The organism is Streptomyces sp. NPDC001787, from assembly GCF_040297465.1.
GTDB lineage: Bacteria > Actinomycetota > Actinomycetes > Streptomycetales > Streptomycetaceae > Streptomyces.
Map to the genome: position 1 here is coordinate 142,348 of NZ_JBEOZE010000004.1, position 21,368 is coordinate 163,715.

Annotated in this window: 19 protein-coding genes; 12 read left to right on the top strand and 7 right to left on the bottom strand. The window is 71.9% G+C overall.

The window, feature by feature from the left end; genetic code table 11:
- Positions 1-146: 146 nt before the first annotated feature.
- The 5 genes from iolC to mmsA are packed head-to-tail and all read left to right on the top strand — an operon-like array spanning position 147 to position 6,479.
- On the top strand, positions 147-1,184 hold the full coding sequence (iolC, locus tag ABT170_RS07570; protein ID WP_329944134.1) for a 5-dehydro-2-deoxygluconokinase: 1,038 nt from the start codon (positions 147-149) through the stop codon (positions 1,182-1,184).
- On the top strand, positions 1,181-2,083 hold the full coding sequence (locus ABT170_RS07575; protein WP_351864904.1) for a Cgl0159 family (beta/alpha)8-fold protein: 903 nt from the start codon (positions 1,181-1,183) through the stop codon (positions 2,081-2,083). The genes iolC and ABT170_RS07575 overlap by 4 nt, the downstream gene beginning before the upstream one ends.
- Before the next feature lie 28 nt (positions 2,084-2,111).
- The gene (iolB, locus tag ABT170_RS07580) at positions 2,112-3,053 is read left to right on the top strand and encodes a 5-deoxy-glucuronate isomerase (protein WP_351864906.1); all 942 of its coding nucleotides are present in this window, start codon (positions 2,112-2,114) and stop codon (positions 3,051-3,053) included.
- Entirely contained in the window at positions 3,050-4,957 is a 1,908-nt protein-coding gene (gene iolD, locus ABT170_RS07585) for a 3D-(3,5/4)-trihydroxycyclohexane-1,2-dione acylhydrolase (decyclizing) (protein ID WP_351864908.1), read from the top strand. The genes iolB and iolD overlap by 4 nt, the downstream gene beginning before the upstream one ends.
- 19 nt (positions 4,958-4,976) lie before the next feature.
- Positions 4,977-6,479 (top strand): CoA-acylating methylmalonate-semialdehyde dehydrogenase, encoded by a 1,503-nt coding sequence (gene mmsA, locus ABT170_RS07590; protein ID WP_329944130.1) that lies wholly within the window; start codon positions 4,977-4,979, stop codon positions 6,477-6,479.
- A gap of 136 nt (positions 6,480-6,615) precedes the next feature.
- Here the strand turns inward: mmsA and ABT170_RS07595 are convergent, their stop codons facing one another.
- Complete coding sequence (locus ABT170_RS07595; protein ID WP_329944129.1) at positions 6,616-7,251, bottom strand: hypothetical protein; 636 nt, start codon at positions 7,249-7,251, stop codon at positions 6,616-6,618.
- Between the two features lie 362 nt (positions 7,252-7,613).
- Here ABT170_RS07595 and ABT170_RS07600 point away from each other — a divergent pair, with 362 nt between their 5' ends.
- The 5 genes from ABT170_RS07600 (at position 7,614) to asnB (ending at position 15,055) form a co-directional block, all read left to right on the top strand.
- Entirely contained in the window at positions 7,614-8,390 is a 777-nt protein-coding gene (locus ABT170_RS07600; protein ID WP_329944128.1) for a phytanoyl-CoA dioxygenase family protein, read from the top strand.
- A gap of 219 nt (positions 8,391-8,609) precedes the next feature.
- Complete coding sequence (locus tag ABT170_RS07605) at positions 8,610-10,466, top strand: NAD-dependent epimerase/dehydratase family protein (protein WP_351864913.1); 1,857 nt, start codon at positions 8,610-8,612, stop codon at positions 10,464-10,466.
- Positions 10,459-11,856: an MFS transporter gene (locus ABT170_RS07610; protein WP_329944126.1), complete on the top strand. Its 1,398-nt coding sequence runs from the start codon at positions 10,459-10,461 to the stop codon at positions 11,854-11,856. Before ABT170_RS07605 ends, ABT170_RS07610 begins: the two co-directional genes overlap by 8 nt.
- A 42-nt stretch (positions 11,857-11,898) precedes the next feature.
- Positions 11,899-13,161, top strand: coding sequence for a nucleotide sugar dehydrogenase (locus tag ABT170_RS07615; protein WP_329944125.1), 1,263 nt, complete (start codon positions 11,899-11,901; stop codon positions 13,159-13,161).
- Positions 13,162-13,219: 58 nt separating this feature from the next.
- Positions 13,220-15,055: an asparagine synthase (glutamine-hydrolyzing) gene (asnB, locus tag ABT170_RS07620; RefSeq protein WP_329944124.1), complete on the top strand. Its 1,836-nt coding sequence runs from the start codon at positions 13,220-13,222 to the stop codon at positions 15,053-15,055.
- A 31-nt stretch (positions 15,056-15,086) separates the two neighbouring features.
- On the opposite strand, the gene ABT170_RS07625 is transcribed toward asnB, so the two are convergent.
- The 6 genes from ABT170_RS07625 to ABT170_RS07650 all read right to left on the bottom strand — a co-directional run bounded on the left by ABT170_RS07625 (position 15,087) and on the right by ABT170_RS07650 (position 19,459).
- On the bottom strand, positions 15,087-15,764 hold the full coding sequence (locus tag ABT170_RS07625; RefSeq protein WP_329944123.1) for a contact-dependent growth inhibition system immunity protein: 678 nt from the start codon (positions 15,762-15,764) through the stop codon (positions 15,087-15,089).
- A 12-nt stretch (positions 15,765-15,776) separates the two neighbouring features.
- Positions 15,777-16,076, bottom strand: coding sequence for an RNase A-like domain-containing protein (locus ABT170_RS07630; protein WP_329944122.1), 300 nt, complete (start codon positions 16,074-16,076; stop codon positions 15,777-15,779).
- Positions 16,063-16,809, bottom strand: a complete 747-nt coding sequence (locus ABT170_RS07635) for a hypothetical protein (protein WP_351864920.1) — start codon at positions 16,807-16,809, stop codon at positions 16,063-16,065. The genes ABT170_RS07630 and ABT170_RS07635 overlap by 14 nt, the downstream gene beginning before the upstream one ends.
- An 18-nt stretch (positions 16,810-16,827) precedes the next feature.
- Positions 16,828-18,621 carry an RNase A-like domain-containing protein gene (locus ABT170_RS07640; protein WP_351864923.1) on the bottom strand — a complete coding sequence of 598 codons (1,794 nt, stop codon included), beginning with the start codon at positions 18,619-18,621 and terminating at the stop codon, positions 16,828-16,830.
- Between the two features lie 119 nt (positions 18,622-18,740).
- Complete coding sequence (locus ABT170_RS07645; RefSeq protein WP_329944119.1) at positions 18,741-19,043, bottom strand: WXG100 family type VII secretion target; 303 nt, start codon at positions 19,041-19,043, stop codon at positions 18,741-18,743.
- Positions 19,044-19,057: 14 nt separating this feature from the next.
- Entirely contained in the window at positions 19,058-19,459 is a 402-nt protein-coding gene (locus ABT170_RS07650) for a WXG100 family type VII secretion target (RefSeq protein ID WP_266931117.1), read from the bottom strand.
- Positions 19,460-19,649: 190 nt separating this feature from the next.
- On the opposite strand from ABT170_RS07650, the gene ABT170_RS07655 reads away from it, so the two are divergent.
- The gene (locus ABT170_RS07655; protein ID WP_351864928.1) at positions 19,650-20,249 is read left to right on the top strand and encodes a DUF4291 domain-containing protein; all 600 of its coding nucleotides are present in this window, start codon (positions 19,650-19,652) and stop codon (positions 20,247-20,249) included.
- Positions 20,250-20,618: 369 nt separating this feature from the next.
- Positions 20,619-21,344, top strand: a complete 726-nt coding sequence (locus ABT170_RS07660) for a DUF981 domain-containing protein (protein ID WP_329944115.1) — start codon at positions 20,619-20,621, stop codon at positions 21,342-21,344.
- The last annotated feature ends 24 nt before the right edge of the window (positions 21,345-21,368 follow it).

Here is a 21,368-nt window from a genome sequence, read left to right on the forward strand (position 1 = left end):
TCGTCCGAATGTCCGGACAAAATGTTGACAGGGCTCCGGGGGAGGGCTAGACCTGGGACCGGGCCATCCGGCCGCGGCCGGGCGTCGGCGGCGGGAGGGCGCGGGGCACGGTCGGAGCGGGGTCGCAGCGGGCCGGAGGGACGCGTATGCCTGAGCCGTACGACGTGATCACCATGGGGCGGATCGGGGTGGACATCTACCCGTTGCGCAGCGGTGTACCGCTCTCCCGGGTCGACACCTTCGGGAAGTTCCTCGGCGGCTCCCCGACCAATGTCGCGGTGGCGGGCGCGCGCCTGGGCCGCCGGACCGCCGTGATCACCCGTACCGGACGGGACGCGTTCGGCGAGTACCTCCACCACCAGCTGCGCGAGTTCGGGGTCGACGACCGGTGGGTGAGCGATGTCGAGGAGTACCCGACCCCGGTGACGTTCTGCGAGATCTTCCCGCCGGACCACTTCCCCCTCTACTTCTACCGGCAGCCCAAGGCGCCCGATCTGGAGATCCGGCCGCCGGAACTCGACCTGGCGGCGGTGCGTGCCGCCCGGATCTTCTGGATGACGGGCACCGGCCTCAGCGCCGAACCGAGCCGCACCTCGACCCTCGCCGCGCTCCGCGCCCGCGCCCCGGGGGCGGGCGGTGCGGGTACGGCCTCCGGGTCCCGCACGGCCACCGTCTTCGACCTGGACTGGCGCCCCATGTTCTGGGACGACGGTGACCACAGCACCCTCGCGCCCGCCCGCTACCGCGAGGCCCTCGCCCATGCCACCGTCGCCGTCGGCAACCTCGACGAGTGCGAGATCGCTACGGGGGAGCGCGAGCCGTACGCGGCGGCCCGCGCCCTGCTCGCGGCCGGGGTGGAGCTGGCCGTCGTCAAGCAGGGCCCCGAGGGGGTCCTCGCCGCGCACCGGGACGGGACCACCGTCGAAGTGCCGCCCCTGCCCGTGCGCGTGGTCAACGGCCTCGGTGCCGGGGACGCGTTCGGCGGGGCGCTGTGCCACGGACTGCTCGCCGGGTGGGAGACCGCGCGGATCATGCGGTACGCCAACGCCGCCGGGGCCATCGTCGCCTCCCGCCTCGCCTGCTCGTCCGCGATGCCGTACCCGTACGAAGTGGAACAGGCCCTGGCCGACGGCGCCGTCACGTCGGGCGGCGGCGCGGCACCGGAGACCGGAGCGACCCCATGACGCCGCCGCCCCTCACGCCCACCGCCGCCTCCGTCGCCGATCTCGTGCGGCTGCGGGCGCACCGCCCCGAGGCGGTGGCCGAGGCCGCGGCCCGGCGGCAGCGGCGCCCCCTCATCCGTACCGGCGGCCGGCTGATGATCATCGCGGCGGACCATCCGGCGCGCGGCGCGCTCGCCGTCGGCGACCGCGCACTGGCCATGGCCAACCGCTTCGAGCTGCTCGAACGGCTCTGCCTCGCGCTCTCCCGGCCCGGAGTCGACGGCGTCCTCGCCTCCGCCGACATCCTCGACGACCTGCTGCTGCTCGGCGCCCTGGAGGACAGGGTCGTCATGGGCTCCATGAACCGGGGCGGACTCGCGGGCGCCGCCTTCGAGCTGGACGACCGCTTCACCGGACACCGTCCGGCCGACCTGGCCCGCCTCGGGTTCGACGCGGGCAAGCTGCTGCTCCGTATCGACCACGACGACCCCGGTTCCCTCGAAACGCTCCACACCGCCGCCCGCGCCATCGACGCGATGGCCGCGCACCGGCTGCCCGTCTTCGTCGAACCGTTCCTCTGCCGCCGCGCCGGCGGTCGGCTGCGCACCGACCTCGGCGCCGCCGCCGTCACCACCTCCATCGCCATCGCCTCCGGGCTCGCGGGCACCTCCGCGTACACCTGGCTCAAGGTGCCGGTCACCGAGGACCCCGACGACATGGCCCGGGTGATGGAGACCTCCACGCTGCCCGCCGTGCTGCTCGGCGGCGACGTCGGCGACGACCTCGACGGCGCGTACGGGAAGTGGCGTACGGCGCTGCGGCTGCCGACCGTCCAGGGGCTGGTCGTGGGGCGTTCACTGCTCTACCCGGCCGACGGGGACGTGGCGGGGGCCGTCGACACCGCCGTGTCGCTGCTGTAGTCGGCTGCCGAAGGGTAGGGAACCGGGCATGACGACGACGCACCACGACAGCGAGCGCGGCCGGGACGGCGACGGCGGCCGGGACGGCGACCGGCAGGGCGTAAGGTTCCACGACCGCCATGTGCGGGCCGGCGGCGCGGCGCGCGGCCCCTATGCCCTCGACATCGATCCCGACGGCGCGGGCTGGGACCGGTCGAGCCTGCGGGTGCTGGAGCTGGCACCCGGCGGTGTTCACACGCTTGTCACCGGGGAGAGTGAATGGATCGTGCTGCCGTTGACCGGCGGCTGTACGGTGCACACAGCAGGTGACATCTTTGAACTGCTGGGCCGGGAAAGTGTGTTCAGCGGTGTGACCGATTTCGCGTATCTACCGCGTGACGCCCACGCACAGATCGCCTCCGGCGCGGGAGGCCGCTTCGCCCTGGCAGGAGCGAAGTGCGAGCGACGACTCCCCGCTCGCTACGGCCCCGCGCCGGAGGTACCCGTCGAACTGCGCGGCACCGGGAACTGCTCGCGCCAGGTCAACAACTTCGCCGCGGCCGACGCCTTCGACTGCGACCGGCTCATCGCCGTCGAAGTCCTCACCCCCGGCGGCAACTGGTCCTCGTACCCGCCGCACAAGCACGACGAGCACCACCCGGGCGTGGAGTCGCAGCTGGAGGAGATCTACTACTTCGAGGTGGAGGGCGACGGGCTCGGCTACCACCGGGTCACCCCCTCCCGCGAGGGCGGTACGGATGTCCTGGCCGAGGTCCGGGGCGGGGACGCGGTCCTCATCCCCGACGGCTGGCACGGCCCGTCCATCGCACCGCCCGGCCGCACCCTGTACTACCTGAACGTGATGGCGGGGCCGGGGCGGCGCGAGTGGCTGATCCGGGACCACCCCGACCACCGCTGGATCCGTGACACCTGGCCGGATCAGCCGCTCGACCCCCGACTCCCCTTCTACGGCCCGGAGGATGCCCGGTGACGAACCCGAGCGACCGCACCCCGCCCCGCACCCGCAGACTGACCACGGCCCAGGCCCTGGTCGCGTTCCTGGCCCGCCAGTACACCGAGCGCGACGGGCGGCGCCGGCGGCTGATCGACGCCACCTGGGGCATCTTCGGCCACGGCAATGTCGCCGGGATCGGGCAGGCGCTCCTGGAGACCGGCTCCCGGATGCCCTATCTCCAGGGGCGCAACGAGCAGGCCATGGTGCATGCCGCCGTCGGGTACGCCCGCCAGTGCGGGCGGCTCTCCGCGCACGCCGTCACCACGTCCATCGGCCCCGGCGCCACCAACCTCGTCACCGGCGCCGCGCTCGCCACCGTCAACCACCTCCCCGTCCTCCTGCTGCCCGGCGACACCTTCGCGGCCCGGCCCGCCGACCCCGTACTCCAGCAGCTCGAAGTCCCGCACGCGGGCGATGTGTCGGTCAACGACTGTCTGCGCCCCGTCTCGCGCTACTTCGACCGGATCACCCGCCCCGAGGCCCTGATCCCGGCCGCGCTCCGGGCGATGCGCACCCTGACCGACCCGGCCACGGCCGGCGCGGTCACCCTGGCGCTGCCGCAGGACGTGCAGGCGCAGGCGTACGACTGGCCGGAGGAGTTCTTCGCGGAACGGGACTGGCATGTGCGCAGGCCCGCCCCCGACGCGTACGAACTGGAACAGGCGGTACGGGCGGTGCGCTCCGCCCGCCGCCCCCTCCTCGTCGCGGGCGGCGGCGTCCACCACAGCGCCGCCGAGGAGACCCTCGCCGCCTTCGCCGCGTCCACCCGGATCCCCGTCGCCTCCACCCAGGCGGGCAAGGGGTCCCTGCGCCACGACCACCCGGCCGACGTCGGGGGCATCGGCCACACCGGCACCGCCACCGCCGACGAACTGGCCCGCACCGCGGACCTGGTGATCGGGGTCGGCACCCGCTACACCGATTTCACGACCGCCTCCGGCACGCTCTTCGCCGACCCCGCCGTCCGCTTCCTCAACCTGAACATCACGGGCTTCGACGCCCACAAACTGGCCGCGCTCCCGCTCGTCGCCGACGCCCGCACCGCCCTCGAAGCGCTCGGCGAGGCCCTCGCCGGGCGCGGCTACCGGGTCGATCCCGCGTACGAGACCGAGTACACCGACGCCAAGGAGCGCTGGGAGCACCGGGTCGACACCGCCCTCGCCGCCCCCGACCCCGCGGCGCGCCCCACCCAGGCCCAGGTCCTCGGTCTGCTCGACGCCCTGGTCACCGAGGACGACATCCTCGTCAACGCGGCCGGCTCGCTCCCCGGCGACCTGCACAAGCTCTGGCGGGCCCGCTCCCGCGACCAGTACCACGTCGAGTACGGCTACTCCTGCATGGGCTACGAGATCCCGGCCGCGATCGGCGTCCTGCTCGCCGCTCCGGACCGCCCGGTCTGGGCGCTCGTCGGCGACGGCACGTATCTGATGAACCCCACCGAGATCGTCACGGCCGTCCAGCTGGAGCTGCCCGTCAAGCTGGTCATCCTCCAGAACCACGGGTACGCCTCCATCGGCGGTCTCTCGGAGTCCGTCGGCGGCGAGCGCTTCGGCACGGCCTACCGCCGCCGGGACGGCGCGGGCGGCTTCACGGGCGAGCCGCTGCCCGTCGACCTCGCGGCCAACGCGGCCTCCCTCGGCATGCGGGTGCTGCGCGCCCGCACCGTGCACGACCTGCGCGAAGCGCTCGCAGAGGCCCGTGCCGCGGACCGTCCCACTTGTGTCTACGTCGAGACCGAAACGCCCGACACAGTGTCGGGCCCCCCTCCGGCACAGGCGTGGTGGGATGTTCCGGTAGCCGAGACCGCGACCCGTTCGTCGGCGGTCGAGGCCCGCGAGGAGTACGACCGCCACGTCGCAGCCCGACGCCGCCACCTCTGACAGCTTGAAGGAGTACGCAATGACGAAGACCGTCGACCACTGGATCGGTGGCAAGACCGTCGAGGGCACGTCGGGCAACTACGGCCCCGTGACGGACCCGGCCACCGGCGCCGTCACCACCCGGGTCGCGCTCGCCTCGGCCGAGGAGGTGGACGCAGCGGTCGCCGCCGCGAAGGCCGCCTACGCGACCTGGGGCACGTCCTCGCTCTCCACCCGCACCGCGATCCTGTTCCGCTACCGCGCGCTGCTGGACGCCCGCCGCGACGACATCGCCGCGCTGATCACCGCCGAGCACGGCAAGGTGCACTCCGACGCGCTGGGCGAGGTCGCCCGCGGCCTGGAGATCGTCGAGCTGGCCTGCGGCATCACCACCCAGCTCAAGGGCGAGCTGTCCACCCAGGTCTCCAGCCGGGTCGACGTCTCCTCGATCCGCCAGTCGCTCGGTGTCGTCGCGGGCATCACGCCGTTCAACTTCCCGGCCATGGTGCCGATGTGGATGTTCCCGCTGGCCATCGCGTGCGGCAACACGTTCGTCCTGAAGCCGAGCGAGAAGGACCCCTCGGCCGCCAACCTGCTGGCCGAGCTGGCCGCCGAGGCGGGGCTGCCCGACGGCGTCCTGAACGTCCTGCACGGCGACAAGGTCGCGGTCGACGGCCTGCTGGCCCACCCGGACGTGGCCGCGGTCTCCTTCGTCGGCTCCACCCCGATCGCCCGCTACATCCACGCCACCGCCTCCGCCAACGGAAAGCGCGTCCAGGCGCTCGGCGGCGCGAAGAACCACATGCTCGTCCTGCCGGACGCCGACCTGGACGCCGCCGCCGACGCGGCGGTCTCGGCCGCGTACGGCTCCGCGGGTGAACGCTGCATGGCGATCTCGGCGGTCGTCGCCGTCGGCGCGGTCGGCGACGAGCTGGTCGCCAAGATCCGTGAGCGCGCGGAGAAGATCAAGATCGGTCCCGGCAACGACCCCACGTCCGAGATGGGCCCCCTGATCACCGCCGCCCACCGGGACAAGGTCGCCTCCTACGTCACGGGCGCCGCCGCCCAGGGCGCCGATGTGGTGCTGGACGGCACCGGCCACACGGTGGAGGGCTTCGAGGACGGCCACTGGATCGGCCTCTCGCTCCTGGACAACGTCTCCACCGACTCCGACGCGTACCGGGACGAGATCTTCGGCCCGGTCCTGTGCGTGCTGCGCGTGGACTCGTACGACGAGGGCGTGGCCCTGATGAACGCCTCGCCGTTCGGCAACGGCACGGCGATCTTCACCCGCGACGGCGGTGCGGCCCGCCGCTTCCAGCTGGAGATCGAGGCCGGCATGGTCGGCGTCAATGTGCCGATCCCGGTGCCGGTGGGGTACCACTCCTTCGGCGGCTGGAAGGACTCGCTCTTCGGCGACCACCACATCTACGGCAACGACGGCGTGCACTTCTACACCCGGGGCAAGGTGGTCACCACCCGTTGGCCCGACCCGGCGGACGCCCCCTCGGGCGTGGACCTGGGATTCCCCCGCAACCACTGAGCCCCGGCGAACCACTGCGCCCCGGCGGCCACTGACCCGCCGCTGCCCGGCCGAGCCCCTGCCCGCACTCGCGGGTGGGGGCTCGGGCGTTCGCGGGTCCGGGCGCGGCCCGCCCGCTCAGGCTCCGGACGTCCGCTCAGGCCCCGGCGCCCGGCGCGTCGTCCGGGAACCACGCGACCATCTCGCGGTAGATCTCCGGGACATGGTCCTGCGAGGAGAGCCAGTCCGTCTCGCCCTGACGCCATTCGTACGCGCGATGGCGCTCCCCGAGCACCTCGACGAGTTCGGCGGCCAGCCGGGAGGCCTCGTAGAGGTCCTGGTCGGTGCTCTGTGAGCTGGCGGCGACGATCACCCCGCGGACCTCGGCCGAGTGGCCGTAGCGGAACGCCCCGCTCCCCATGAGGTGCGGGTCGGTGTGCGCGGCCGTTCCGTTGTTGTGGCCGAGCCGCCGGTGGGCGGCGGCCTTGGCTGCCGCCTTCGGCAGGAACGCCGCCGCCTGTTCCCCGACCGTGAGCGCGGCCAGGACGGCGTCGGCGTGGCCGGTGCCCGCGTCCGCGGTGGGGTCCAGGATCACAAAACCCATGGCCGGACGCGGATACGGGCCGCGGGGCGCCTCGCCCGCGGACGCGGTGTGGTTCCGCTGGATGCTCACGGCGCGGCGCCGGCCCAGATCGGTGAGCAGCTCGGTGAGTTCGGCGTCGCTGAGCATGTAGCCGTAGGGGTTGCGACGTATCGCGGCGTGTACGCGCGGCGGGCTGGATGGGGCGCTCACGGTGCTCCTTGTCGGTGACGGACGGGAGTTGTCCGGTTTCGGCGGACCGGCGGCGCGATGAACCGTAGCCGCTTGATCCTTTCCGCGCCACGGGAATCCGATCCGCCGAATTCGGAAGCCAGGACTTTCCGGGCGCAAATGGCGAGATCACCGAGTAGGCCGAAATCAAACGGCAATTTTCAGACCTTCGCTTGGCCAATTCCAGGTGGTTGACCTCGGGTGGCCGGTTCCGTAGATTCCTGCCTCGTTGCCCAAAGGTCCAGACCAGCTTGTGGGGTCTGGGCTGGTACTCCATGACGGTCTTCCCCCTCTTCTGCGCTCCGCCGCGACGCGGGGAGGGGGTGTGAGGGGGGTTGTTCACTGTGGCCACGCCGGTAGTTTCCGGACTTAAGCAGAAGTTCACATCTGACGGATTCACAGCTGTCGGGGAACTTCTTTCGGACGATGAGCTCGCGCTCTATCGCGAAGTCTACGACCGTCTTCTGAGTGGGGACATCGCGACGGGGGACAAGCGGTCGGACCTCGGTTCGCATGTGCCCCGGAAAGCGGGAGTCCGCGAGAACATCACGCAGATCATGTGGCCGTCGGCGCTCCACCCGCCGCTGCGGGATCTGCCGCTGCACGACCGGGCCCTGTCCGTCGCCCGTGAACTCATAGGCGACGACGCGGAACTCGACTTCGACATGATGATCCACAAGGGCCCGAACTCGGGCGTCCCCACCCCGTGGCACCAGGACGCCGCGTACTGGGTCGACATGCCCGACCGCCGGGCCGTCTCGATCTGGGTCGCGCTGGACGACGCGCACCTCGACAACGGGTGCATGTGGTACGTCCAGGGCTCCCACCTGCAGCCGCTGAGGCCGCACCGGCCCACCAGCGACGGCAAGAACATCGAGTGCGACTGCTCGGAGGACGAGCCGGGCGCCACCGCGGTGCCGCTGCGGGCCGGGGAGGGCGTGGCACATTCCGGTTCCACGCTGCACTCGTCGCGCGGCAACACCACCGACGGAACCCGGCGGGCGTACATCCTGAACTACCGGCCCGCCTCCATGATCCAGCTCGAACGTGAACAAGGCGCAGATCACGGGCTGAAGGAGAACGTGCGTCAGGTACGCAACTCCGACGCGTCCGAAGGCTGACGCATTCGACCGCACAGACCGCGCCCCGCATCCCCGGGGAATCCGTAAAACGGATTCCGGATGCGCGGAGGCGGTCGCCGGCTCGACCGCACGGCGTAGTGCTGCCTGCCGGAAGACCACGGACACCTTTTCTCCTTGCCGGTCCGGAGCACACACCGGACCGGAATCCAAACGACCGGAAGGCAAGCGGTGAACGCTGTCTCTCTGACCGGCGCAGTCATGACGCACCCCAGGCGGATCGACGCGGCACAACGCATCGCGGCCAAGGACCCGCAGGGCCGGATCCAGGTCGTCACCGACCCTGATCCATCCGGCCCGCCCACCGCACTGCGCACCGCGAATCCCTCGTGGAGCTGTGTAGGTGGTGACGCCACCCACCATGTCGTGTTCCAGGACGACATCCTGATGGCGGACAACTTCTTTGCGTATGCGGAAGAGGTCGCCGCCGCTGTTCCCGGTGAAGCCGTCGCCTTCTACGAGGGCTGGGAAGGCCGGAACAGCGGTGTCGTCCGGCTGGGCGCGCTCACCGGAGCGTCCTGGGCGTACGCCATCGACGAACACGTCCCCTCGCTCGCCCTGATGCTCCCGGCCGAAGCCGCCCGCGGCTACGCGCGGTTCGCTGCGGAGCACGGGGACGGCTGGCCCTACGACGTCGTCATCCAGCGCTACCTCAAGTCGCTCGGCATCCCCGTGCGCATCGGCGTTCCCAGCACCGTCGACCACGACGACGTACCCAGCCTCGCCGGGAACAGCACCCACGGCTGGCGGCGGGCCACGTTCTTCGGCGAGCGGACGCCCGCGACCGCCACCGGCGACTGCGCCACCTTCACCGTGGTGCCCTTCTACCAGTACGGAGAGTCCAAGTGCGCGGTGCGCTACGGAGCGCACTGGGAGTACCTGGAGACCCACCGGTATCTGCTGCGCGAAGGCCTCCTCGCACGCAGTGACGCGGGCCTCGCCGCCGCGGACGCCCCGGACCTGCCCGAACGCGTCCGCCGCCAGGTGTGGCTGACCGCCTTCGCGACCGGCGCCGTGTTCGACGGCCTGAGCGCCGAGGACCCGGACCCCGCCGTGGCCGACGCCGTGATGAACTCCCTCGGGCCGGGCGGCCTGTGCGAGGAGTACACCGGCGCCGAACTCCTGGACATGATCCCCCTGATCCGCCGGCTGGCCCTGGACGCCTTCGCCTCCGGGCGCGCGGCCCACCGGGCCGTCTCCGAGGAACCCCGCGCCGGGGAGCCGGACGAGACCGCGGAGGTCGTGGTCACCGGCGGCGACCGGGAGTTCGCCGGGCAGCTGGCCCGCCTGCTGCGCGACGCGGGGGTGCACGCGGCCCACGCGGAGCGCCTCGACGCGCAGCGGTACCCGAACGTGACCACCGTCGTGAGTCCGGGCGGACCGGGCGACACCGCCTACCCGTTGACGGATCTGCTCGCCGACGCCGAGAAGCTCGGTGTCCGACGGCTGGTCCACATCGGCTCGGCGGCCGTCTACCGGGGCGAGCCCGGCGGGAACCACGCGGAGGACCTGCCGCTCGACCGGCCGCTCGACGCGTCGGCCCTCGCCCGGCGCCAGGAGGAGCAGGCCTGCCTGAACTGGGGCGCCGAGACCGGCGCCGCCGTCCAGATCCTCCGCGCCGCCGAACTCGTGGGCCCGCACGCGCCCCTGGACGGCGTACTGGCCGGCTGGATGCTGGACGCCTGGACCCGCAGGCCGATGCGTCTGACCGACGGGCGCCGCCACCAGATCCTCGACCACCGGGACCTGGCCGACGCACTCGCCGCCGTCCTGGCGCGCCCCGCGTCGACGGCCGTCTACAACGTGGCCTCGGCACAGTTCGACGAGACGGAGTTCGCCGAACTCGCGGCGCTCACCGCACGCCGCACCGCATGGGAGCAGACCCCCGCGCAGCAGCCGTACGCGCCCGTCATGGACACCGGGCTGATCACGGCGGAGACCGGGTGGCAGCCCACCGCCGCGGTGCACGACGGCGCTCGGGCCCTGGCCCAGTGGCTGGCCTGCGACACGCACGACACGCTCACGCCCAGGCCACGACGACGAGGTCCCGTTGACTGACGAACAGCACACGCTCGACTCCCGGGACGCCGAGGCCGGGATCTTCTCCCGGCCGTACGCGGCGGCCACCACCACGTTCGCCGTGGTGATGTTCCTGACCGGGTTCGCCGCCCTCGCGGTGGTGCCCACCCTGCCGACGGCGGTGCAGGACCTGGACGGGGTCTCCCTGTTCCCGGTCGTGGCGGGCTGCTTCGTGGCGGCCAGCCTGCTCGGCGGCGTCCTCGGCGGGCACTGGGCCGACCGGTCGGGGGCCCGGCGCCCGCTGGCCCTCGGCATCGTCCTGTCGGTCGTCACTCTGCTGGTGTCCGCCTCCAGCGTGTCCGTGTGGCAGCTGGCCGCCGGCCGGTTCCTGGACGGTCTGGCCGCGGGCATGGTCGCGGTCTCCGTGACCACCGCGATCGGCCAGTCCTACCCGGAGTCGCTCCGGCCCAGGATGCTCGCGCTGATGAGCGCCAGCTGGGTCATCCCGTCGCTGGTCGGCCCGCCGCTGGCCGGTGTCGTCGCCGACTGGTGGTCCTGGCGCGCCGTCTTCTACGGCCTGGCCGTCCTGACCGCCCTGCCCGCCGTCGCCCTGATGGCCGTCCTGCGCAGACCGGCGGGAGACGGCGCCGCCGGGCCGGCCGACCTGCCGCCGGAGGAGGAACGGGCGGCCCGCCCCCCGCTCCTGGTCGCGGCGCTCCTCAGCCTCGGCGCGGCCCTGGGACAGTACGGGGTGTCGGGCTGGAGCGTGCGGCACCTCCTGTTCGTCGCCGCGGGCCTCGCGCTCCTGGTCGTCTTCGCCCCGAAGCTGCTGCCGAAGGGCACCTGGCGCAGCGCCCGCGGTCTGCCCACCACGGTGCTGCTGCGCGGTCTGACCTCGGGGTCGTACTTCACCATCGAGGCGCTGGTCCCGCTCATGCTCATCACCGAACGGGATGTGGCGCCGGTGACGGTCGGTGTGGCCTTCACCGTCTCGGCGGTGCTGTGGGCGGGCGCCTCCTGGGTGCAGGGCAAGCTGCTCCAGGACGTCGCCAGACACCGGCTGGTCGTCGTCGGCGCCCTGATCATGGCCGCCTCCGTCGCGCTCGCGGTCGCGGGCTGCTTCGGCCCCCCGGCCACGGCTCTGGCGGCGATGCCCCTGGCGGCCGTCGGCATGGGCCTGCTCGATCCGTGTGTCACCGTGCTGTCGCTCGGGCACAGCGCCCCGCACCGGCAGGGCCACACCACCAGCGCCATGCAGACCAACATGAACCTCGGCCAGGTCGTCGTGCTGGCCATGGCCTCCGGCGTGCTCAACGCCTGTATCTCCTCCGGCGCGACGGCGCTCGACGGCTATGCCGTCGCCTTCGCCCTCCTGCTCGCGCCACCGCTCCTGGTGGCCGCCCTGGCAGTCCGCGCCCGCGCGGTGTGAACACCGCTGTCCCGCTCTTCCCGCACGCTGAAAGGGAACGTTGTGCGCAGTGACCTCGTGGTCATCGGCCTCGGCTATGTCGGCCTTCCGCTCGCGGTCGAGGCCAGCCGATCCGGTATGAAAGTCATCGGTCTCGATCGCGACGCCACCACCGTGGCCCGCCTCAACACCGGAATCTCCCACGTCGACGACATCGACGACGACGCCGTCGTCGGTATACGTGCCCAGGGCTTCACCGCCACGACCGACGAGAGCGTGATCGCCGACACGGACACCGTCGTCATCTGTGTCCCCACCCCGCTGTCCCCGTCGGGCGGCCCGGACCTCGCCATGGTCGAGAGCGTCTGCGCCACGATCGGCCGGCACCTGCGTCCCGGGACCCTCGTCGTCCTCGAATCGACCACCTACCCCGGCACCACGGACGAGATCGTCCGCCCCCTCCTCGAACGCTCCGGCCTCGTCGCCGGCCAGGACTTCCACCTGGCCTTCTCCCCGGAGCGCGTGGACCCCGGGAACAAGCACTACAACATCCGCAACACCCCCAAGGTGATCGGCGGGCACACCCCGTCCTGCACCACCGTCGCGGCGGCCTTCTACGGCAAGGTCGTCGACCGGATCGTCCAGGCCGCCGGCACCCGCGAGGCCGAGATGGCCAAGCTCATCGAGAACACCTACCGGCACGTCAACATCGCCCTGGTCAACGAGATGGCGATCTTCTCCAACGAACTGGGCATCGACCTCTGGGACGCGATCTCCTGCGCGGCCACCAAGCCGTTCGGCTACCAGGCGTTCCGCCCCGGTCCGGGCGTCGGGGGCCACTGCATCCCCATCGACCCCAACTACCTGGCCCACAAGGTCCGCACACTGGGCTACCCCTTCCGGATGGTCGAACTGGCCCAGGAGATCAACACCCGGATGCCCCGGTACGTCGTCGAACGAGCCCAGCACCTGCTGGACCGCAAGGGCCGGACGCTCAGCACCTCGCGCGTGCTCCTGCTGGGAGTGACGTACAAGGCGGACATCGCCGACCAGCGCGAGACCTCGGCCAGGGCCGTCGTCACCCGGCTCCGCTCGCTCGGCGCCGATGTGACCTACCACGACCCGCACGTACCCACGTGGGAGGTGGACGGCACACCCGTGCCGAGCGCTCCGGCCGATCTGCCCACCGCCCTGGCCCAGGCCGATCTCGTCATCCTGCTCCAGCAGCACAAGGAGTACGACATCGACGTGATCGAACAGCACGCGCCGCTGCTGCTCGACACCCGGGGCACCGCGCGCCCCCGGGCCCACGTCGAACGCCTGTAGTTCCGGACCGCCACACACGCACGGCACCACAACACCCGTATCTCCCAGGAGTATTCACATGTGCGGCATTGCAGGATGGGTCGACTTCGCACGGCCGGTGGACCGCGACATCGCGCACGCCATGACCGCCACCATGGAACGCCGCGGGCCCGACGCCGGCGGCCTGTGGACGGACACCCACGTCGCCCTCGGGCACCGGCGCCTGTCCGTCATCGACCTGGAGGGCGGCTGCCAGCCCATGGCCGCCGGGACGGCCCCCGGAACCCGGGCCGTCCTCACCTACAGCGGTGAGACCTACAACTTCGAGGAGCTCCGCACCCAGCTCAGCAGCCTGGGGCACTCCTTCACCACCCGCAGCGACACCGAGGTCGTGCTCAAGGCGTTCCAGCAGTGGGGCGCCGGCTGCGCCACACGTCTGCGCGGCATCTACGCCTTCGCCGCCTGGGACGCCGACCGGGAGGAACTCCTGCTCGTCCGCGACCGCATGGGCGTCAAGCCCCTGTACTACGCCGAGACGGACTCCGGCGTCCTGTTCGGGTCCGAGCCCAAGGCGATCCTCGCCCACCCCGGGTTCCGGCCCGTCCTGGACACCGACGGACTGCGCGACATCCTCTCCGTCGCCAAGGTCCCCGGCCACGCGATGTTCCGCGGCATGCGCGAGGTGCCGCCGGGCTGCACCGTACGGGTCAGCCGCGCCGGCGCGAAGGAGGAGCGCTACTGGCAACTGGCGATCACCGAGCACCCCGACCCGCTCGACCGGACGATCAGCACCGTACGGGACCTCCTCGGCGCCGTCGTCGAGGAGCAGATGGTCTCCGACGTACCGCTGTGCACCCTGCTGTCCGGCGGACTCGACTCCAGCTCCCTGACCGCGCTCGCCGCCCAGGCGTCCCGCGCACAGGGCCGGGGGCGCATCAGGTCCTGCTCGGTCAGCGACCCCGACCTCGACGGCAGCGCGGGCAGCGCCGCCAACGAGGACCACATCTACGCCCGGCTGCTCGCCGAACACGTCGACTCGGACCACAGCGAACTCCCGCTCAAGGCCCCGGACCTGCTCGCACCCGAGCTGCGTGACTCGGTCCTGCGGGCGTACGACCTCCCGCTGGCCAAGGGCGACGAACACGCCTCCCTGCACATGCTGTTCGGGATCGTCCGCCGCCACTCCACGGTCGCCCTCTCCGGTGAGTGCGGCGACGAGGTGTTCGGCGGCTACCGCTGGCAGCGCGACCCCGACGCGGTGTTCTCCACCACGTTCCCGTGGGTCCACGAGGGCCGCCACAACTACCAGGGCAACGACATCGTCTTCAGCCCCGACCTGATGGCCAAGCTCGACCTGGACACCTACGAACGCGACTGCCACAGCAGCGCCGTCGCGGAGATCGACGCCGGCCGGCACCTCGACGACGCCGCCGAGGCCCGGTACCGGGAGACCACCTACCTCGCCCTCACCCGCCACGCCCAGGTGCTCTTCGACCGCAAGGACCGCATGAGCATGGCCTGCGGGCTGGAGGTCCGGGTCCCGTTCGCCGACCACCGGCTGGTCGAGTACACCTTCAACGTCCCCTGGGCGATGAAGAGTTTCGACGGGCGTGAGAAGAGCCTGCTGCGCGCCGCCATGAAGGACCTGCTGCCCACGGCGATCTCCCAGCGCGTCAAGACGCCGTACCCCTCGATCCGGGCGGCGGCGTACAACCAGGGGCTCCGCGAGCGCCTCTCGGACGTCCTGCTCGACGGGTCGAGCCCGCTCGGCCCGCTCGTCTCGTCGGACCTCAGGTCCGCACTGCGCCGCGACGGGACCACGGCCCTGGAGGAGGGCATGAGCCGCGCCGCGCTGGAGACGACCCTCCAGCTCGACGCCTGGCTGCGCACGTACCGGGCGGACGTCGTCCTGTAGACAGGACGGCCCCGCCGCACGCGCGGCCCCGCTACTCCTGGCGGCCGGTACCCCCGGCCGCCAGGACGGCATGGGCGAGCGCGACGAGCCACGCGCCGTGGCTGAAGGAGTCCGGCGGATCCACCTCCAGGCCGAGTTCGGTGAGCCCCACCGTGTACTCGTCCTCGTCCAGGCCGAGAGCCAGCAGCTCGTGCAGCTCACCGGCCAGCCGGGTGACCAGGGAACGGTCGGTCGTGTCCAGATAGTCCTGGAGCGCCGCGTCATGGTCCTCGGCCTCGTCCGGCATGTCCTGCGAGAACCAGCCGCCGAGCAGCTGCCCCAGCTCGGGGAAGCGGGCGTGCCACTCCCAGTGGGTCCGCGGGGCGCAGGGCGGCGGGACCTCGCCCGCCTCGATGCTGCGCCGCAGGTGGTCGGCGAGCAGCAGCAGCCAGTCCCGGACCGCGTCCTCGTCCAGTCCCACGTCGGGCACCGGGTAGAACTCCCCCAGACGCAGCCGCAGCGGCCCCGGCGGGGTGCGGGCGTAGGAGCGCAGCTGCGCCTCGGCGGCGGCCAGGGCGTGCGGCCGGGTGTGCCAGGTGTGCCGCAGATAGGCGGCCAGCGCCTCGCTCGGCCGCTCCGGGGTGTCGTCGGCGCCCAGACCCGCGTAGGCGTGCAGGACCTGGTCCAACTCGCCGTAGGAACTGTCGTGTTGCAGGGGTGTCAGGGGCACGTGGGCCTGCCTCTAGAGGAGGATCGGGAAGGTGGCGTGCACGGTGAAGCCGTGCGGGGAGGACGTGGACCGCTTGAGGATCACGCGGGCGGCCCGCACATCGACCGCTCCGCGCCCCGCCAGCATCATCGCCTGGAGCAGCACCCGGCCCACCGGCTCCGGGCGGGAGGGCCAGGCGGCCTCGATGGTGAGCCGCTGCCGTGTCGACTGCGCCAGCCACCGGTGCACGGCCTGGTCGTTGCGGGTCACGACCATCTGGGTCGCCCACTGCGCGGTCTCCCGGTCCGGGTAGGTGGCGCTACGCGTGCGCATGCTGCTCCTTCATGTGCCGGGTCAGCTCGTCGGCCAGGCGGCCGAACCACTGCGCCCAGGTCGCTCCGGACACCGAGGCGAGGGGAAGCGTACGGTCGAAGGCCTCGCTCATCAGCTCCTCGGTGGGATAGGTGGCGATGGCCCGGTGGGCCTCACCGACGAGTCCGGGCAGGATCCAGCCGCAGTGACGCGGATGGAACTCCGCGATGTAGCAGGCGATCACGTCACCGGGCTCCTCGCCGTCCGAGATCCCCAGATACGCCTCCGAGAACTCCACGAGGCGCGGGAAGCAGCCGCTGATCCCGATCCGGCTGTCCGGCCGGAAGCCGGGGCCGTCGCCCGTGCCGGCCCCCGCACCGGCGTCCTCGGTGTCGCGCCAGGTCTCCGACTCGATCGCGTCGCAGAGGATGCCGAAGAGCTCCGCCGTGCCGATCCCCGACCTCATCCGGGCGGGGACCGTCCGCGCCAGCACGCCGAACGCGGGGTGCTCCTCGCCGTACGCGAGGACCTGGCGCAGGGAGTACGCGGTCTCCTGCGGCTGCCGGGCGGTGAGCGCGGGCAGCAGCCACTGCCGCCGGCAGTACTGCGCGACCCCCAGCTCCAGCACGGCACGCGCCTCCTCGGCCCGCTCGCGGCGCGCCGCCGCGGCGAGGTCCAGCTCCTCCAGCAGCAGGGCCGGGCCGCGGTGCCGCAGCCACCAGTCGGCGGGGGTGCGGGGCTCGGTGTCTGTCACGGTGCCACGGGGCCTTTCCTAGTCCGGGTACGAGGTGAGCACGACGAACGTGGGCGGATTGCTGCCCGGCAGTCTACGAAGGATGACCTTCGCGCCGGTCGCGTAGGCCGGGGCGCCGTAGGTGTGCGGACCGGTCTTGGGAACCGTCCTGCCGGTCACCGCGTCGTCCGGGGCGTCGTAGTGGGGCAGCGGCAGTGTGTTGCCGGGCGGGTTGCCCGCGAGCCAGGCGGCGATCCGCGGGCTCTCCTTGTCGATGACCGCCTGGGTGATCTGCTGGGCATCGGCGAGGGTGGCGTACGTGGACGCGGCGGACGGCCTGATCTCCCCGTTGGCCTTGAGATCGTCGCGCAGCCGCTGTTGCAGCTGCTCGTCCGTCTTGCCCACGTGCTTGTCGACGGGGTGGGAGCCGGCCATGTTCTCCTGGTTCGCCAGGTCGATGGGGTAGGCGTGGGCCGTGGCGGAGCCTCCCGGCACGGTGTACTTCGCGGGCTGTTTGAACTCGTCGAGCGCCCGCGCCCCGATCGCCTGGGCCCGCGCCTCCTCCGCCTCGTAGGTGGGGGCGCTGAGGAGGGCCTCGTTCAGGGCCGGTTCGAGCGCCAGCAGGATGCCGGTGAGGGCCTCGGTCTCCCGGTTGTAGACATCGACCGCCGCGTTGAGGCGGTTGGTGTCGATGTTCTGGATGAACTGCTCGGCGAGTCCGACGATGTTCGCGCCGACCACCTTGAATATCGTCTCCCCGGCCGACTTGAACGATTCGTGGTCGACGAGCTCCTTGGCGGCCTGCTTGTAGACGTCCGTGATCTCCTGCCTGACCCGCGACACCTTGGTCTTGAACTCGTCGAGGGCCCTGGCGATCTCCCGCGCGGAGTCGCTGAGGACGCTCAGCACCGGCTGCTGCCGGCCGTCGTGCTTCCAGCTGCGGTTGTGCAGATTCGCGTTGCCGTAGGGGGTGGTGCCCCAGAGGCTGGAGCAGAACTGGTGCATCGCCCCCTGCCACTCGTCCTGGCCCGACGCGTTGTTGGTGATGTAGCCGATCGCGCCGTCGAGGTCGCCGCCCGACTTCCGCGCGTCGTCCGCGATCTGCCGCCAGGCCTGCGCCACCTTCGGCAGCTCGGAGTCGTCCCCGCCGGGCGTGATCTCCGCGACGCGGCCGTGCCGCAGCGCGTACTTGAGGATCGGCCGCAGCAGCATCTTCCCGATGAAGGACACGATCTCGGCGGCGCCGTCGACGATCTGGTCGCCCAGCGGACCGCCGCCCCCGCCGTCGTGCCAGCCGAGGCCGGTGACGTCCCCGTACGACGGGGCCCTGGAGATGACGCCGGGTAACGCCTTGGGGGCCGGGGGAGGGCCGGCCTGGGGGTTGGAGGCGTACTCGGCGGCCACGTAGTTGTTCGACGTGATGGTCAGACCGACCGAGGCGCCGCCGATGGAGACCACCGACTTCGCCCAGACCTGGAGGTAGAGACGGCAGACCTTGTCGTACGCGGTGGTGAAGGCCGAGGGCCCCCGGCCGGTACCGCACGCGTGGCCATGGCCGCGCAGCGAGTCGAGCAGGCGGTCCGGGTGCTCCTTGAAGGCGAACTGGAGGTTCCGGATCAGGTACGAGGTGTAGTAGAGGTGCGGCGGCTGGACGTCGAAACCTCCGCCGGGGCCGGGCCCCGGGCCCGCCGCGGGCCGGAGATCCTCGACCTCCTTGATCAGTGCCCGTCTGGCCGAGCCGGTGTCGTGCTGCGAGATGTCCTTGCCCTGCGGGTCGACCAGCTTCCCGGGGCTGGGTTCCGGCAGCCCCGGCGCCTGGGGCGAGGCGGGCATGCCCCCCTGACCCGGCAGCGCGGTCGAGCCCGGCTGGGGGACCTGGGGGGTCGAGCCCGGCTGGGGGACCTGCGGGGGCGGGTGCCCGGGGTTCCCCGGGGGCGGCGGCGAGGAGGTCATCAGGCGGCGCCCCAGCCGCGCAGGACGGCCCGGTGGGCGGAGCTGTAGTTGGTGTGGGCCGTGGTGACGACCTCGTGCAGCCAGGCCTGCCGTGCCTGGAGGTCCGCCATGTCGGTGCTCCAGCGGTCCAGCGAGGAGACGAACGCCTCCCGAGCCTCGCCGTCCCAGGTGAGCACCACCTTCTCGGTCCGCTCGTACAGCAGGGCGAGCCGCTGGTTCAACTGCTTGAGGATGTCCTCCAGTTCACCGGCCAGATGCTGGAGCGTGCTGAAGTCGACGGCTATGTGCTCGGCGTCGGTCACGTACGGCTCTCCTCCTACAGGTCGTGGACACGACTGCGCGGGCCGGGTTCCGGGGCGGGGGCGGGCGACTGGAGCGCGTCCGCCTCACGCGCGACATCCGTGTCGTCCTGGACCCGGCGCATCCGGGCGAGGATGTCGAGCTCCTGCTCGGTGAAGCCGTCACGGCTGAGGCGGACGGCCTCCTCCAGGACGCGCAACGTCTCGCGGATCCGCACCGCGTCCCGGGCCGCGCCGTTGTGCAGGGTGCGGTACGCCGTCCCGGTGGGCCCCTGCCAGCGGGCCTGGATGCGGTCCACCACTCCGTCCATGCGCCGGACCTGGCTGTCGAGATGACGCTGCATCTCGTCGAGGTCGGCGGCCAGCTTCTTCAGCCCGTCGTCATCGGGCGTGCCGAGATCAGGATTGACCACCACCATGCCGTACCCCCACCTCTTCGGGCCCGCGCGTGCGACGCCGCAGCTTACAACGGGCCCTGTCCTCATATGACTTGGGGAAATGCCAAGAATGGGAAATGTTTTTCTCCGGTGGTGGAGGAGGGGAGGGGGCCGCCGCGGCCGTCCCGGATATTCGGATGCCGGGCGCGCGCTCCTGCCGCACCCTGGGTCCATGAACGTTCCGCCCCCGTACGAGATCCGCGCCCGGCACTCGGCCTCCACCGTCACCGTCTACCAGGCCTATCCGCCCTCCATCGGCCTGCCCGCCGCGCGTGACGGACGGTTCCCCGCCGCCTGGAAGCGCGACCGGATGACCTGGATCAAGCCGAGTTTCCTGTGGATGATGTACCGCTGCGGCTGGGGGACGAAGGAGGGGCAGGAGACCGTTCTCGCCGTGGAGATCACCCGCGAGGGATTCGTGTGGGCGCTGGAGAACGCCGAACTCTCCCACTACGTCAGGGGTGTTCACCCGGACCAGGAGGCCTGGCGGCGCAGCCTCCGCGGCGCCCCCGCCCGCGTCCAGTGGGACCCCGAGCGCGACCTGCGCCTCGACCCGCTCCCGTACCGCTCCCTCCAGCTGGGCCTGAGCGGGGAGGCCGCGCGGCGGTACGCCGACGAGTGGACGGTGTCCGTGCGGGACGTGACCGGGCTCGCGCACGAGATCCACGGGCTCGTCCGCGCGGGCGAGTGGGACGGCGCGGCGGGACTGCTCCCGAGGGAGACGCCGCTCGAATGCCTCAGCGCACCGCGGCCCGTGCCGGCCAGCCGGTGACCGTCAGCACCTCTGCCGCGATCTCCGGGACCGTCCGGCCGTCCGTGGCGACCCGCGCCGTGTCGGGCGGGGCCTGTGCGTCCAGAATCCGGGACTTCCGGGCGCTGTTGGCGAAGCGGGCAGGGTGGCAGCCGGACGCGCGCCTCCGCGACCGGATTTGCCGGGCCGGGCACCACGCACACCGCGCACCCGCGCACACCGGGCCACGCACCGCGCACGCCGTGCGCGCCGGGCACCGCGCACCCGCGCACCGCGCACCCCGCGCTGTCCGACAAGCACACAGTCCGGCACGTGAGGCGGCGCGCGCGGCGTTTCGACGCAGACGCATATATGCCCTGAATGGTGCATATGCGGCGTTATGCTCCGCGCATGATCCCCCATCTCACTCCCCTCGCCGCATCCGGTCTGAAGATCGACTGGAACCAGATGCCGACGTACAACACGATCATGTCGGTGGCGGCCGGCGCCGGGCTGCTGCTCGTGGTGGCCCTGGGGCGTCAACTCCTCACGCCCGGCCGCACCATCACCCCCGACGGCTGGGTGCTGGCCTTCGGAGCCCTCGGCTTCACGCTCGTCACCACCGGCCTCCACATGACCCTGACCTGGCCCCTCGCCGGACAGGGCTTCCCGTTCGACAACATCATCTTCGGTGAACCGGCGCTCGCGTTCGGCGTGTTCCTCCTCGCCGCGTGCTTCTACCTCTGGAAGCGCGGCGGTGAACTCGCCGACGACCCCGACCGCGTCGTCCGCACGGCCAGGGTCGCCACCCCCATCTCGCTCTTCGTCTTCGGAATCGGCCTCGCCTGCTTCGGCATCGCCGCCGCCGGATGGAAGTACACGCTCTTCGCCGCACCGCCCGAGGAGCCCATCTCCGGGGAGTTCGCCGACATGCCGATGCTCGAAGCGAGCTTCATGTCCGGGCTGTACGTCCTCGTGGGCATCGGCGCGCTCCTGTTCCCCTTTGCCCTGCACCGGCCCAGGACCTGGCTGGTCCCGGTCGTCGGCGTCGTGTGGGCGCTGGCCGGACTCGCCTTCCTGTTCTTCGGCGGGCTCAACTACTTCACCCACATCGGCCTCATCGTCAACACCATGTGAGCGCGGCCCGGCGGACCGGCCGGG